This window comes from Flammeovirga pectinis (assembly GCF_003970675.1).
Taxonomy (GTDB): Bacteria; Bacteroidota; Bacteroidia; order Cytophagales; family Flammeovirgaceae; genus Flammeovirga; species Flammeovirga pectinis.
In genome coordinates this window covers 1,991,029-2,006,948 of the sequence record NZ_CP034562.1, presented here as the reverse complement: position 1 = coordinate 2,006,948, position 15,920 = coordinate 1,991,029, and the positions used below count along the sequence as shown (strand labels likewise).

Sequence of the window (15,920 nt, the reverse complement as noted above, 5' to 3'; positions counted from 1 at the left end):
TCGATTTTAAGATTTATAAACTTTCTTCTTCTACTTTGTTGGCTTTACTAGGAGTAAGATCAGTAGAAGACCAATTTATCAAATCACCACAAAGAGCAGATAAACCACCTACAAAACCACCAATTAAAGCACTTACGATACCGACAAAATCATTACTTGGCAAATGGAACATAATAGAAATACGACTACTAAGTTCGGAACCAGTATACAGTTGAATTAATGCAGCATAAGTACCCCAAAGAAGTGCAATACTTACAAAGCCAGTTAAAAAGCTATTTAGAAATTTATTTGTATCTCTAAATGCACCAAATATAAAGCAAGGAACTGTAATAATCCACCATGGAAACATTACTTGAAGTAAACTAGCAGTAATTAATATTGCTGTACCATTTACTATGATATTTTTATTCATTTAATTTCTTTATTTCTTCTACTTTCAATAATGAAGTAGGGGGATTATCACTATTTTTAAAATCTTCTGCTTTATAGAAATTGACCTTAAACAATTTACCTTCTTCAAAATAAGGTACCATATTGTCGTAATAAGGACTTCCTGGATTTCCGGATTGTCCACCAGGGATTGCTTGGTAACAAACGGGTCCATTTTTCGTCATCTCAACTAGCATTCTATAACTTGGTCCATGTTTTTCTTTCATGGCATTAATAATTCCTTTGTAGCCACCGCTTTTTAGTTTATCAATTTCAAAGCCGGGTAGTCTTCCTAAATGCTGAATAGTAGTGTGTTTATAGTTCGACCAGTTTAAATCTTCTTCAGAATTTTCTTCTTTCCATTTGTTTACTTTCTTAATAGAAAGAGAGAAACTTTCATTTATCAAATCATCAATAGATTCTGATTTTGAAGTTTCTAATTCATCAAAAAAGGAGAAATTAGGGTTATTCTTTAATAAATAAAATGTATTTGCTCTTGATGGAATTGCATACGATTTTGTTGGATGTTCATGGAATTCGTCCCAAACTAATTGCATTATGCTTTTCGCCCATTCTTCAAAATATATAGAATGAATTTCTCCCGGAGAATATTTGTAATCCCAGTTTCTTAGAAGATTAAAAACACTTTGTTCTTCATCACTTAGGTTATTAAGATTTATATGTTTTAACAAGAACTGAAGGTTTTCTTCTGCAAATAGACTGTAATTGTCATTCATCATATTCCCTAAATCACTAACAGTTAACTCTTGTGCACTGTCTAACAAATCATGGATTCTTCTATTTCTGTAATATTCATAATATTGCCCATAGGTATAGTAAGGGTAATTTTCTCCTGCGGGATGCTCATTTGCAGAACTAACGTAACCAATTTTAGGGTCAACAACAGAAATATTATGCTCTTGTGGTATATAACTTTGCCATTTAGTATCTGAACGAGTTCCATCTAGTACAAATTTCCCCTGTTCTTTCCATCTATTTGGAAAACGTGCTTGGATATTCATAGCAATAGTATTTGTATTTGATATGAATGCAAAATTTAAAGCAGGACCAAAAAAGTACTTTAAAGCATCGTTGAATTCAGTATAATCTTTTGCTTTGTTTATTTTATAAATTGCTTTTAGTTCTTTAGATGGGTCATGACCACTCCATCTTAATGCATATCCTTGTTTCTGGTTTGTTTGACCAAAAGATTTATCATAAATAACAGGCCCCCATTTAGTATATCTAACGGTATCCATTACAGGATCTTTTTCCCTTATTTTAATTTCTTCGATGCGTAACTCTGCTTTGTCCCAGTAATTATCTATGAGGTAATGTGTTTGGCTTTTATCTTGAAATAATATTTTATACCAATCTCTATCATCTCTTCTTGCACTTGTAACTCCCCAAGCAATATCTTGGTTTGCCCCTGTAATTATACAAGGTACACCAGGAATTGACATGCCTAAAGTATTGGATTCTTGAGAGGTTAATTGAATTGAAAACCAAATAGAAGGGAGAGATAATGTTAGGTGTGGGTCATTACAAAGAATGGGATTGCCATTTAATGTCTTAGCACCACTTATAGCCCAGTTATTACTTCCGTTATCAGGATCTTCTTTTTCTATGGCATGTTTTCTTAAACCAGATAACATTTTGTAGTCAGTAGGAACTTTAACTTTTAACGGTTGGATATTCGCCCAAACAGAATCGTTATGTGCAATAGTTTCTTGAAAAGGTAAAATCTCAGGGAAGAGTAAGTCAAAATTCTTTTTACCTAATAGTTGAAACGAATTAGAGTTTTCAAAGTCATTATCCGGCCCACTTAGACTATACTGTATATATTTAAAAACTAATGCTACTTTTAAGGGAGTCCAATGTTCTGGTTTGTAATTAAAGAATTTATACTCAACAGGGTAGTCAGAGTAATTTAATTCATCGATGTAAGCATTTACCCCAGAACAATAAGCATTAATCAAAGAGATCATTTTCTTATCATTCTTTATAGTTTCTACAAATTGTTCAGCACCAAATTGCAGACCTTGTCTCCTCATTCCTTTATCAAAATTCACAAATTTATCTCCAAGAATTTCAGATAAACGACCTGAAGCAACTTTAGATATGAAATCCATTTGCCAAAGTCTGTGTCTAGCAGTTATATATCCTTGAAGAAGGTATAAATCATGATCATTTTCAGCATACACATGAGGTACAAGAATTGAATCGTAAAATACTGTACCATCCGAAATCATTGTAGGCAAAGTAAGTGTTTCAGGTAGCTTTTCATCACGGACTTCGTTCTGCCAAAAACCTTGAAATGGATCTAAAAATCTACCTAATGGAGGTAAACTCTTAATATTTGAGTCGAGGGCAACAATACAAAAAAATGTAAAAGCTGAAATAATACCTGCTATTGAGGATCTCATGAACTGTATTTGTTATTTTAAATTTAGTCTTACAAAAATACATATTTTAGTTGTTACTAGTACTAAAATCATTAATTACTTTAGATAACTGATTAGGTTTTTCTATAATGTATTCTGGCTTACTTTTATTTAATATTTTAGATGAGTTATAACCCCATGTTACAGCAACAATTGGAACATTACTTTTTTTACAAGCATCGATATCTCTAACTTCATCACCAATATATAGTATCTGATTAGAGGTGGTTTCTTTTATCTTATTTAAGAGGGTGTGTTTTTTAAACAATGCACTTGCTTTATATATATGAGCAACAAGAGAAGTCATATTATTTTTGAGTAAAAATCTTTTAATAGTTTTAGGATCATTACTACTTAAAATCTCAATTCTATAGCCTTCATTATTTAAGCTAATTAATTCATTTTTTATATTATCGAATAAGAGTATTTCATCAATTCTTTTTGTCATTTTCCTTTTAACATGAAACACAAAAAAAGGAAGTTTCCACCATTTTAAATCAATCAGTTTGATAATATCTTTTGCTCCTTTTTCTTTTAAATCGTCTAAAGAGGATTTATCAATTTTTAAATGATAGAGAGGCGCTAGATCTTCTATTATAGACTTTACAACCTGTATTGAATCGACTATAGTACCATCAAAATCAAAGAGTAAAGTGATATTTTTTTTCATTATGATAAATCTTATGTATTTATTTTAATCAAATATGTAAGTTCGTGCTATGAATTTGAAAGTAATTGATCTAAAAGTAAAGATTCTACTCTTATGGGTTGCCATAATTCCATTGTTTATTCTCAATGTAAGCGTTGGCTCTACACAAATTTCAATTTCTGATATATTTGGAGCTTTATTTCATTCAGAAATGATAGATGAAGGAGTTTATAATATTCTTTGGTTAATCAGAATTCCAAAAGCTTTGGTGTCAATATTAGCTGGGGTAGGTTTAGCAGTTAGTGGATTATTAATGCAAGCATTATTTAGAAATCCTATGGCAGGACCTTCTGTTCTTGGGATAAACTCTGGAGCATCTTTAGGAGTAGCACTTATCTCACTTTCATCTGGAATAGGATTAGGTGTAAATTCCATAGCATATTTACAAAATTTAGGAGCATGGTTAACAGTAATTGCTTCTTCTGTAGGAGCAGGTTTGGTTATGTTTTTAATATTAATTGTTGCTCATAAAATTAAAGATAATGTAGCTCTTTTAATCGTTGGGATAATGGTGGGAGCACTTGCTTCGTCATTAGTTGGGATTGCCCAATATTTTAGTCACCCAGATCAATTACAAGAATATATATTATGGACGTTTGGCAGCCTTGGAGGGATAGTATATGATCAAATTTTGATCTTGTCACTACTAACTTTATTAGGTGTGCTAGTTAGCGTTTATCTTTGTAAATCGATGAATTTAATGCTCTTAGGCGAACAATATGCCAAAAGTATGGGTTTGTCGGTGTCAAAATTTAGATTGTTGACAATATTTTCGGCAAGTATTTTGGCGGGAAGTATTACAGGTTTTTGTGGACCAATTGGTTTTGTAGGAATAGCTGCTCCACACATTGCTAGAGTGATTTCTAAATCATCCGATCATTTCAAATTACTTCCATTAAGTGCAGTTGTTGGTGCAGGTGGTTTATTAATATGCGATATCATTTCTCATGTAAATAGCTCAGGAGTTGTATTGCCAATTAATTCAATTACCTCTTTAATAGGAGCACCAATTGTTATATTAGCCATGTTAAAAGGACGGAAATAATGCAGAATGATATTGTTCTTAAAAGCACAAGTTTACAGACAGGTTATTACGAGAAAAATAAAGTGAAAACTGTAATTGGAGACTTCTCTAATTTAACTTTAGAGAAAGGAGATTTTATTGCCTTACTTGGACCTAATGGAGTAGGGAAATCAACTTTATTAAAAACACTTTCTGGAGAGCTTGTTCCTATAAGTGGTGATATTAAGATAGAAGAGAGAAATATTTTAGATTATTCTAATATTGAAAAATCTAAGGTATTGAGTTTTGTATTTTCTAATGTTCAGATTGTGGGCAATTTATCAGTAAGGGAAACTGTAATGATGGGACGTTATCCTTATGTGAATTGGTGGGGTAAATTATCTGAAAAAGATGATGCTTTAGTAATACAAGCACTTGAAGATGTAGGAGCTATACATTTAATTGAAAGAAAAATCACTGAATTAAGTGACGGTGAACGACAAAAAGTAATGATTGCAAGAGCAATAGCTCAAGATACATCTTTGATCTTACTTGATGAACCCACCGCTCATCTTGATCTAATTAATAGAATTGAAATATTTCAATTATTAAAAAGAATTGCAAGAAAACGTCATAAATCAATTCTTTTATCAACGCATGAGGTAGAAATGTCTCTTCAAATAGCTGATAAGATGTGGATTCTTGAAAATGGAAAATGTGTTGTTGGTACGCCAGATGCTATTGTTTCTAGAGGTGATATAGCTCGTGTTTTCAGCAATAAAAATATTGGTTTTGATACCAAACAAGGTACTTTTAATTATTGTGCTGATAAAACTTTGTTTTCTTATACTATTTCAATTGATTCTACCGTTAATTTAAGTGAAGAAACAAGATTAAGAATCTCTTGGATTGATAAGAAATTCTTATCAGAGGGATGTGTTAAATCGGATACACCAGATTATAATTTATATCTAACAATAGATAAAGATAGTAACTACTTAGTATGGGATATTTCTTATTTAAACACAAATGTTAGGTGTGAAATGGATGGTCTCGACGTTTTTAAGATGATTCTTAAACTATATACGCAATAAATTGTGATATTTGAATTTTATCGTGTATTTTTCTGATAGATAAACTCTAAACTTTTTAATCATTTACTATTATAATGATCAGTAAAAGAAATTTTTTTAATAAACTACTTACATTATCCTTACTTCTTATCTCATTTGGACTACAAGCTCAAGAGAATGTAAAAGGTATGGTAGTTGATGAAGATCAACAACCAATATCTTTAGCCGATGTGTACATAGATGGAATAAAGAAGACTACAACAAACTATGATGGAATTTTTATAGTTGAAAATGTTGAAATTTCAAGTTTACGTAACCTCAATGTTATAAAAAGGGGATACAAGATGCAAACTTGGGCAAAGGATGGTAAAAACTCTATAAAGGTGTTACTTTCTTATGCTCCAGTATTTATTAGTGGTACTGCCTTAAAAGGAGGTAAGCCAATTAGAAATACTTATATAAAAATTAGCGGACAAAAGTTTCAGGCTGCAAAAACAAACTCAAAAGGTAAATTTCAATTAAAAGTTGATAGAAACTTTAAAGTGAAAGCCAATACAGTTTTTCTTGTAGATGGAGATCCTGTAAAATCGCAATATTATAATTATAATAAGTCAGCAAGTATTGTTGTAATCAATATTCCTGGTCCTATACCTACAAAAAAGGAAATAGTTGCTAAGAAAGGAACAACAAAATCGACAAGTACTAGTTCAAAGACAAAGACTATTCAGCCAGCACAAATAGTTGAGGAGGATGAAATCACAATTGACCCAATATTGGTTGTTGTTGTATATGATGATGATATTTCTCCTGCCGATAGTTTAGATGTAACTATTAATGAAAAACATTTCTTGACAGATACTAATGGAGAATTTGAAGTATATGCTGACTCTATAGATGCGACAAGTTTTATTATTGATGATTATAAAATCATTAAAACAAAATATGATTATCAAGATAATTATATGTTCGTTTATATCAGTAACGGTAACGAGGAACAAAGAAATAAAGGAGCAAACATTGAGTACACAGAGAACTTCCAAACAGTATTTAATACTTTAGAAGCAGAAAAACAGATTCTTCAAGAAACTGGAGTTTCGTTAAGAAAAGAAATTCAGAAAATTTCAGAAAAGCTAGATAAAGATGCCAACGCCAAGAACAAGAAAGCATTAGAATCTTATTTAGAGAGATTGACTACTTCTTTAATTGAAAATGAACTTGCTTACGAAGATGCTCAGTATAAAACGAATCAAATGATGTCTCGAATGAGAACTCAAATTGATCAGCAAGAAACTGCAATTGAGCAGATTGAAGAAGAAAAGGAAGAAGTTGAGACAGAAAGAATGTTGTATTTTATTATTGCAACAATCTCATTATTCTTGATTTTTATCTTCTATAAAAACTCGCAAAAATTAAAAGAGCAAAGAGATGATCTTCAAGAGATTACTGAACGTTTAGAACAGGCTAAAGATGATGTAGTTAAATCTCATGAAGAAATGTTATCTGTAAAAGATATCGGGCAGAAGTTTACAGCTACTTTAGATTTTGAAACCCATATGTTGGATTTACAGGAAAGTGTTTCCGAATTACTACCTGCAGATACTTTTGGAATAGGAGTCTATAATACATTGGAAAGAAGATTGGAATTTAGAAATCAAATTTCTGATTCTGGGTTAGATACTTATTTTTCTGAATCAATTGATAACGCATATAGTTTAGCTGCTTGGTGTTTTAATAATGAGGTAGAGTTAATAATTAATGATTATGACAAAGAGAATACCTTATATATACCACAGACAAAAGAGAAATCATTATCAGTAAATAAATCTCTGATTTATATGCCACTAATAGTGGAAGGTAAAGTAGTAGGTATTATTACAATGCAAACTAAAGAGGTTGATAAATATAAAGATATAAATATTTCAATCCTCAAATCTTTAGCGTCTTACGCATCTATTGCAGTATCAAACTACATTGCATATAAAGAATTAAAGGAAAAAAATAAGAGTATTACGGATAGTATGCGCTATGCAAAAACAATCCAGAGTGCAATTCTTCCATCTAATTCATTACTGAAAGATAATTTTGAAGATCACTTCTTATTATACCGTTCAAAAGAAATTGTTTCAGGTGATTTCTATTGGTTTAAAAGAACAGAGATTAATGGTGTAGTGAAGAAATTTGTAGCCGTTGTAGATTGCACAGGTCATGGTGTTCCTGGTGCATTTATGTCTATGATTGGTAATGCTTTATTAAATGATATTGTTAACGTTAAGGGAGTATCTGATACAGTAGATATTTTAAATGCTTTAAATGAAGGCGTAAAAGAATCTCTACAACAAGAAAATTCTTTAAATGACGATGGAATGGATATCGCTTTAATCTGTATTGAAGATGGAGCCAATGAAAGTGAAAAACTAATTCAGTTTTCAGGAGCTAAGCGTCCTCTATATATATTTAGAAATGAAACATCTACTCTTGAAGTTGTTGCTGGAGCATCTAAATCTGTTGGTTACACTAACCGTAAGAAGAAAGAATTTAACTCTCAAGACATTAAACTATTTAAAGGTGATATTGTCTACTTATGTAGTGATGGTTACGTAGATCAGAATAACCAGAACCGAGAGAAAATCGGTACTTTAAGGTTGAAGGCGTTATTAGAGCAGAATGCAATATCTACTATGGATCAGCAGAAAGAAGTATTAGAAGCTGAATTAGAACAACATCAAATTGGTGGCGTTGAGCAAAGGGATGATATTACAATAATTGGATTGAAAGTCTAAAATTATTGGTTTGAATATACTAAAAGAGGCTATCTCAATTTAAATGAGATAGCCTCTTTTGTTTTGACTATATATTACTAATAAATAGTAGCCTTCTACTAAATTTATTTTTAGCTTTTTATGTTTATCAGATTTTAATTAATTCTTTTGTTTTTTGTATGGCCCTGACTTCAATAACTTATCTTTTTTATCAAAGGCCCAATCTAATGGACCAACTTTCCAATTAAACCTTCTAACAACATTAAATCTAAATTGTCCCATCCAATAGAGACTCATATTTTCTTCACTTGTTGTTATATTATAAGATTCTAAGACAAATGAGCCACCTACGTACGTTCTTTCGGTATTATACCCTAACGCAACTCTAGAATTTATTTTCACACCACCTTTCCATGCTGTATCGTTTACATTACCTTTTTGAGTTTCATAATAAGAATGTCCAAAAGTAGCACCATAGCCTATAGCAGCAGCAGCAGTAATAAAAAAGCGTTTAAAAAGAATTAAAGATTGTGCATAACCTCCAGCAATACCCATGCTACCATACCAGCCTTCTACAATATTAGAAGATAAGAGATATTCATTTCTTATGTATTCTGGGATTAAAGAAGAATCTGCTTTAATTCTAACAAAGTTAATATAAGGACCATAAATTATAGAGCCTGCAGTCTTTTTTTGTACCTCTGTTTGCGCAAATGCCGCCCTAAAAGAGAATTTTTCATGATTGTGAATTTTCAAAACCGAAACTCCAACTGTATGGATTTTCATATCTCCTCTTAATTCAATTGGGTCGGTATTATCAGGAGGGGTATCTCTATTAAGTTCACTTATATAGAAGCCTTTATAAAATTGTAAGCCTAGATCAAAAGCGTATTTTCTACCGTAGACATAAGATCTCATATCTAGTTTTTGAGTTTCTCCAAATTTATCATCGTCATTATTAATTGCAGGTAAATTAAGACCTATATTAATACCTAGACCTTTGTAGTTAAAACCAAAACCTACATTTAAATTGCCATTTGGTGTATAAGTGAGGTTGTCATTTCCTTGCTCATCAGCATTTACTATTAAATTATTGTATTTATATACAGTATATAGCCTTAAATGAAGTTGTTCATTGTAAGAAATATAATACGTTGTATCATGATCTGATGGATGATTATCATGGAATTCTTGAGCCAAAGATGAATTGGTCATTCCTAAAATCAAAAGGAAACTAGAAAGTAAAGTTAATACAAATATATTCTTCAATAGAAATTGGAGTCATGATGAACAGATGATTCTAAAATTGTTTACAAATTTAAACCAATCAGCTTTGACCTCAAAATGAAAGAGATTTTATATTTAACAAAATTTTGATTTAATTACTTAAATCCGGGAGTTCTATCCATAATCCAATCTAAGGGCCCAACTTTCCAGTCAAACCTTCGCACAATATTAAACCTAAATTGTCCCATCATGTATAGTTTTAAATAATCATCGGGGGTATTAACGTTGTAGCTTTCAAAAACAATAGATAAACCAACATAAGTTTTATCGTTATTATAGCCAATTGCACTGCGTGCGTTAACTTTAATTCCACCACCAATTGTAAATTCAGTAGTATTGCCATTAATGTTTTCTAAAGTAGAATTCCCGATAGCCAATCCATAACCTAATGCAGCAGACCCTGTAATGAAAAATTGTTTGAAAAGCACAAGAGAAAAAGCATATCCACCTGCAAAACCAGTACTAGTATACCAGCCATCTTTAACATTAGAAATTAAGCCATGGTCCCCATCTTGTATTAAGGCAGAATCTGCAGAGAAGTGGAGTATATTTAAATAAGGACCATAAATTGGAGATCCTGCAGTCTTTTTTTGTACTTCAGTTTGCGAAAAAGCAGCTCTAAAAGAGAATTTTTCGTAATTGTGAATCTTAAAAGCTGTAAAGCCTATTGTATTTACCTGCATGTCACCCCTAATTTCTTGTGGAGGGCCTATGTCAGGAAAAGGTGGAACTCTATTAATGGTGTTTTTCAAATAGAAACCTTGATAAAACTGCAAACCAAAATCAATTGCATATTTACGTCCATACATGTAAGAACGCATATCCAGTTTAGTGGTTTTGCCATAAATATCATCGTCATCATTAATAGAAGGTAGATTTAGGCCTATATTAATACCTAGACCTCTATAGGTAAATCCAAACCCAACATTTAAATTACCGTTAGGAGAGTAAATGATGTTATTGGAACGGTCATTTCGATCTTGAATTAATAGATCGTTGAATTTGTATACAGTGTAAAGACGAATATGGAGGTCGTCATTATAGGAAGTATAAAAGGTAGTATCGTAATCTAATTTTACTGTCGAAGTCTGACAAAAACTAGTAGTAATTCCTAAATGGAAGAATATACTAATAATTAAAAACTGGTTAACTAAGTTGTCAAAATTAATCAAAGTCTAACCCAAGCTTTTGTCTTAAAGTTTTTAATGCAGGATATTTGTCTTGTAAAAATTTAAATTTATCCTGAGCAGAATACATTTTCTTAGGCTCATTAGAATTTTCTAATTGAACAATTCGTGTAGAAATTTCTATCGTTTCATTTTTTAAATCTGAACGTAATTGTCTTAATAAATCTGAGCGAACTATTGCTAAATGATCATTCTGAATAGAGTTTGTAATATCTACAATTACATTCAGCTGAGAATCTAAAGAAATTGTTGCCTCATCTAATAGAATACTCGCAAATTTACTTTTACCATTTGAGCTATAATGATCAGCAAATGATTTCCATACTTTTTGAGCTGATTCTAAAGTAAAAGATTGCCCGACAGATTTAGAAACTTTCTTTTTTGAAGTACCACCAAAATTATTAGGGGGAGGTGGAGGCATATTAGAAACAGAAGAATTTTGGTTTGTAACCGCAGTGTTTACTTTAGATTCATTTGCCTTAATATCTTTAGCTTTTCTAGAAAGGCCACTTTTAAGCTGTTCTAGGTTGCCAGATATTTTAGTTGTAGGCTGGATTTGAATTTTATTAGCTTCTGCCTGTAGTTCTTCTAAAACAGAAATAGGAGATGAAGTACTTTCTGTAGATGTGTCTTTATCCGTATTTGGAGAAGTCTTAACCTCTAATGCCTTTTGTTTAGCTTTTAGTTCAGCTAATCTTTTTTTTTTATTTCTATCTGAGCAAGGCGAATTGCTTTATTGATATGAGACATTTTCATTAATGTCAGTTCAACATGCAAACGTTGGTTTTTGCTCTCCTTAAACCTTAAATCACATTCACTCCCTAAGTTTAGGGCAGTCATAATAAAAGATTGAGGAACTTCTTTAGCTTGCTGATTATAACGCTGTTTTACAGTTTCAGATACATCAAGTAAATCTAAAGTAACTGCGTCTTTACAAACTAAAATATTTCTAAAATGTTCTGATAGACCAATAATGAAATTATGGCCATCAAAACCTTTTCTCAGAATTTCATCAAAAAGAAGTAAAGCTTGAGAGGCATTGCCTTTATTAATAAAATCTGTGAGTTTAAAGTAATAATCGTAATCAAGAATATGAAGATTATCAACAGTTGTCTGATAATCGATTGATTTATTATTCGAAAATGTACCTATCATATCAAACATAGATAAGGCATCACGCATACCACCATCTGCTTTTTGAGCAATAAGGTGTAAAGCATCGTCATCTGTTTGAATTCCTTCTTGATCAGCAATGTCTTTTAATTGCTTTACAATATCTTTAACTGTGATTCTATTAAAATCAAAGATTTGACATCTAGAAAGAATTGTAGGTAGAATTTTATGTTTTTCTGTAGTTGCTAGAATAAAAATAGCATAGGCAGGTGGTTCTTCTAATGTTTTTAAGAAAGCATTAAAAGCTGCAGTAGAAAGCATGTGCACCTCATCAATAATATAAACTTTCTTTTTGCCTGGTTGAGGGGCATAACGTACTTGTTCGATAAGGTTTCTAATATCTTCTACAGAATTATTAGAAGCGGCATCTAGTTCAACAATGTTCAAAGAAGCATTATTGTTAAAACTTGTACAAGAATTACAAGTATTACAAGGGTTACCGTCTTCAGTTGGAGTGTCGCAATTAATGGTTTTAGCCAAAATACGTGCGTTTGTTGTTTTACCAACACCTCTTGGTCCACAAAATAAAAAAGCCTGTGCTAAATGATTACTCATTACAGCATTCTTTAATGTATTTGTGATATGTTCTTGACCAACAACGGATTGGAATGTATTCGGACGGTATTTACGCGCCGAAACAACAAAATTCTCCATAAAATCTATTTACAGTTTGATATATACTTCAACAAAGTTAAAAAATCTTAGCACGTTTGAAATGATTCGAGCATATTTCTTTTCAAATGAAGTATAATAATTCTATGAAAATTCTAGAAATCAATGTGTTAAGTGCAATATTAATGGTATTATTTTAATAAGATTTATAATTATATAAAATTTACTAAATTTTTTTCGTAAATTTGAGTCATGACGAAAGGTTCTTTTCACTAGAATGAAACTAGTCATATCAATACAGACATCTGATATCGAATATATATACTAAGCTAAATCAAGCTTCCGACTAAAGAAATTTGAAATTAGACTTTACTGATCAAACTAATAAGATTAATAATCTAGTTACAAATACAAACTTTCAACTAATCATAAAGATCGATACTTTTAAGTATTGATCTTTTTTTATCTCTAATTTTCCGTTAACTTAAATTCTATAATTCCTTTTTGAATACTTAATCAGTAGATAAATTTTGAGTAAATCGACCATCTTATTACCGCTAATAGGTTTTGAAAGTAATAATATATTATCAATAGAAGGGCAGTTGTTGACTTTTAAAACAGGGCTTTTAGATCTTTCAAGAAAAGCGGAAGGATTTAGAAGGCATGTATCAAGATTATGGAAATTATATAATCATAATCATAGTGATGAGAAAGTGATTTATGCGAACATCGATAATCAGACTTTTCCGATTGCTTTAGATTCAAAAGGATATTTTAGAGGAGAGTTTCAGTTATCGAAAGATTTTACTGATAAAGAACTAAATAAGAAACTTCGATTTTATCATGATAAAGAATTAAAGGATGAAATTAAGTTACCTGATATATCAAAAAATGGGATAGTTAACGTTTCTCCTGATGCTAAATTTATGGTTATTTCTGATGTTGATGATACTATATTAATTACGCATGCTACTTCATTTTTAAAAAGGATTCCTCAAACTATAGTAAAACACGCCTTTAAAAGAAAAGAGGTAAAACTGATGAGTAAGTTTTACCATGAAATGTATATTCAAGGTGCTAGATTCTTTTATGTATCAAATAGTGAAATGAATCTTTTTTGGGTTATCAAGCACTTTATTGAAACAAGGAAGTTTCCAAAAGGACCAATTTATTTACGCTATCATAAAAATTGGAAAGACTTCTTGCCTACAAATTCTGATCAAGGAATAGGTTTGGGGAAATCACAGCATAAAATTGATAGAATATCATATCTAATAGATAAATTTAAAACAAAACAATTCCTTTTAATAGGAGATAGTGGACAACGAGATCCATATACTTATCAAGCAATTGCAGAAAAATACCCTGATAATATTTGTGGTATAATGATTAGAGATGTTTCTAAAGGAAAAAGAGACGATGCGATGAAAATGGTTAAGGAATCACTTAAAGAAATTAAAGTGCCTTTCTTTGTTTTCCATGATCCAAAAGAAGCAATTAGAATTGAAAGAAGAATCTATCAAGCTTTTTTTAAAAGGCAATTTGAAAAAATTAATACGTTATAGATACGATAAAAGAACCGACCTGAACTGATTTACTTTGAAAATTTCTAAAATTACTTTCTAACTCTTTGATTCTAATTCCTGTAACCTCATTATTTAAAAACTGTGTTTCAATTTGCGATTTGAATTCAATATTTAGTTTTCCAAAAGCTTTATAGACAGCTTCTTTAAGCGTCCAAATAATGGTAGAATTTGTAGGGTCTTCTTTTTTACTTAATGCGAAAGCCAATTCTTCAGCATTTGCAAAACGAGGTAGAAGTTTTAAAACCTTTGGTTGAATACCTTCAATATCTATTCCCACATCATTCAATTCTAAATTAATAATAGCCGCAGCAATATTTTTTGAATGAGAAATAGAAATGGGATAGGGCTGATTTATCAAAAAAGGTTTTCCATTTTCTTCCTTTTTGATACCATGATATTCTATATCTAGCTTATCAATAAGATGTTTTAATGCAACTCTGCCAGCAATACTTTGTTTCCTAACTTTCTCATTACTTATATGTTTAAAGCTATCTTTTGTCTCATTTGAAAGCGCATATAATTCATCTTCCTCTTCGGTAATTTCCCAAAGACACCAAATTAGGGTATCTGTACAGTATTCAATTTTTAATAAAGGCATAAACAAAGATAGTAATTTCAAGTTTACAGCTATCAAAGCAATTTTGTAAAAGTTAGTTGGTATATTTCGAAAAATTTTGAGGTGCAAGTTTAAAATTAGTATTGGTTAATCATCAAAATTATTAAAACTAAAATTATGCAAAGACTAGAAGTAGAGAAAATTTCCAATTTTGGAGGTCATACTGATGGTTTATATAGTGTGGTTCACTTTAACGATAAAGGAAAGTTTTATACTGCAGGGGCAGATGGTCTTGTAGTAGAATGGAATATTACACAAGCAGATCAAGGTAGATTAGTAGCTAAAGTACCAAATACTGTTTATGCTTTGTGTCCATTAATTGAAGAAAATCAATTGGTGGTTGGGCAAAATACAGATGGAATTCATTTACTAGATTTAACTTCTGGGAAAGAAATTAAATCATTAAAACTAACAGACCAAGCTGTATTTTCTATAAAGAGATTTAAAAATGAGCTTTTTATTGGTACAGGAGATGGTTGGTTAATTGTTGTAGCCATTGAAGAGTGGATAGTTACAAAAAAAGTAAAAGTATCTGATAAATCTGTAAGGTCTGTTGCTATCGATCCAACGAGAGAAATTGTTTGGACAGGAAGTAGCGATCATTTAATAAAAGGATATTCTATCGCTACTCTTTCTGAAGTAAGGGAGTTAATTGGGCATGAGAATTCTGTATTTGCTTTAACTGTTACACCAAATGCTCAGTATTTAGTGAGTGGAGGTAGAGATGCGCATATAAGAATTTGGAATCTGGACGGATTTATTGAAACTCAGAAAGATATTGTTGCTCATATGTATACTATTAATGATATAGTATTTAGAGCAGATGGAAAATATTTTGTGACTTGTAGTAAAGATAAATCTTTGAAAGTATGGAGAACCGAAGATTTTAGATTATTAAAAGTAATTGATAAGGCTCGACATGCAGGACATGGGACGTCTATTAATAGGTTAGCTTGGATTGGCGAAAATACTATTGTATCTGTTTCTGATGATCACTCTGCTGCGGCTTGGAAAGTTACAGGTCTCTAAGACAAAAAAAGAT

General features: G+C 31.0%; 13 protein-coding genes. 5 read left to right on the top strand and 8 right to left on the bottom strand.

The window, feature by feature from the left end:
* Positions 1-13: 13 nt before the first annotated feature.
* The 3 genes from EI427_RS08020 to EI427_RS08010 are packed head-to-tail and all read right to left on the bottom strand — an operon-like array spanning position 14 to position 3,543.
* Complete coding sequence (locus tag EI427_RS08020; protein WP_126613431.1) at positions 14-412, bottom strand: hypothetical protein; 399 nt, start codon at positions 410-412, stop codon at positions 14-16.
* Positions 405-2,855 carry a penicillin acylase family protein gene (locus EI427_RS08015; RefSeq protein ID WP_126613429.1) on the bottom strand — a complete coding sequence of 817 codons (2,451 nt, stop codon included), beginning with the start codon at positions 2,853-2,855 and terminating at the stop codon, positions 405-407. Before EI427_RS08015 ends, EI427_RS08020 begins: the two co-directional genes overlap by 8 nt.
* A gap of 46 nt (positions 2,856-2,901) precedes the next feature.
* Positions 2,902-3,543, bottom strand: coding sequence for an HAD hydrolase-like protein (locus tag EI427_RS08010; RefSeq protein ID WP_126613427.1), 642 nt, complete (start codon positions 3,541-3,543; stop codon positions 2,902-2,904).
* Between the two features lie 49 nt (positions 3,544-3,592).
* Here EI427_RS08010 and EI427_RS08005 point away from each other — a divergent pair, with 49 nt between their 5' ends.
* The 3 genes from EI427_RS08005 (at position 3,593) to EI427_RS07995 (ending at position 8,438) form a co-directional block, all read left to right on the top strand.
* A complete protein-coding gene (locus EI427_RS08005) occupies positions 3,593-4,627 on the top strand; it encodes a FecCD family ABC transporter permease (RefSeq protein WP_126613425.1) in 1,035 nt (344 codons plus the stop codon).
* Complete coding sequence (locus EI427_RS08000; RefSeq protein ID WP_126613423.1) at positions 4,627-5,679, top strand: ABC transporter ATP-binding protein; 1,053 nt, start codon at positions 4,627-4,629, stop codon at positions 5,677-5,679. Before EI427_RS08005 ends, EI427_RS08000 begins: the two co-directional genes overlap by 1 nt.
* Before the next feature lie 74 nt (positions 5,680-5,753).
* Positions 5,754-8,438: a GAF domain-containing SpoIIE family protein phosphatase gene (locus tag EI427_RS07995; RefSeq protein WP_126613422.1), complete on the top strand. Its 2,685-nt coding sequence runs from the start codon at positions 5,754-5,756 to the stop codon at positions 8,436-8,438.
* Between the two features lie 138 nt (positions 8,439-8,576).
* Here EI427_RS07995 and EI427_RS07990 read toward each other — a convergent pair whose 3' ends face one another.
* The 4 genes from EI427_RS07990 to EI427_RS07975 form a co-directional block, all read right to left on the bottom strand.
* Positions 8,577-9,686 (bottom strand): DUF4421 family protein, encoded by a 1,110-nt coding sequence (locus tag EI427_RS07990; RefSeq protein ID WP_126613420.1) that lies wholly within the window; start codon positions 9,684-9,686, stop codon positions 8,577-8,579.
* A gap of 113 nt (positions 9,687-9,799) precedes the next feature.
* The gene (locus EI427_RS07985; protein WP_126613418.1) at positions 9,800-10,876 is read right to left on the bottom strand and encodes a DUF4421 family protein; all 1,077 of its coding nucleotides are present in this window, start codon (positions 10,874-10,876) and stop codon (positions 9,800-9,802) included.
* Complete coding sequence (locus EI427_RS07980) at positions 10,869-11,312, bottom strand: hypothetical protein (RefSeq protein WP_126613416.1); 444 nt, start codon at positions 11,310-11,312, stop codon at positions 10,869-10,871. The genes EI427_RS07985 and EI427_RS07980 overlap by 8 nt, the downstream gene beginning before the upstream one ends.
* Before the next feature lie 269 nt (positions 11,313-11,581).
* Positions 11,582-12,718: a DNA polymerase III subunit gamma/tau gene (locus EI427_RS07975; RefSeq protein WP_126613414.1), complete on the bottom strand. Its 1,137-nt coding sequence runs from the start codon at positions 12,716-12,718 to the stop codon at positions 11,582-11,584.
* A 488-nt stretch (positions 12,719-13,206) separates the two neighbouring features.
* Between EI427_RS07975 and EI427_RS07970 the strand changes: the two genes are divergently transcribed.
* A complete protein-coding gene (locus EI427_RS07970; RefSeq protein WP_126613412.1) occupies positions 13,207-14,241 on the top strand; it encodes a phosphatase domain-containing protein in 1,035 nt (344 codons plus the stop codon).
* Here EI427_RS07970 and EI427_RS07965 read toward each other — a convergent pair.
* Positions 14,228-14,860: a 4'-phosphopantetheinyl transferase family protein gene (locus tag EI427_RS07965; protein ID WP_126613410.1), complete on the bottom strand. Its 633-nt coding sequence runs from the start codon at positions 14,858-14,860 to the stop codon at positions 14,228-14,230. The two genes, EI427_RS07970 and EI427_RS07965, sit on opposite strands and share 14 nt — an antisense overlap.
* A 135-nt stretch (positions 14,861-14,995) precedes the next feature.
* On the opposite strand from EI427_RS07965, the gene EI427_RS07960 reads away from it, so the two are divergent.
* Entirely contained in the window at positions 14,996-15,907 is a 912-nt protein-coding gene (locus EI427_RS07960) for a WD40 repeat domain-containing protein (protein ID WP_126613408.1), read from the top strand.
* Positions 15,908-15,920: the final 13 nt, after the last annotated feature.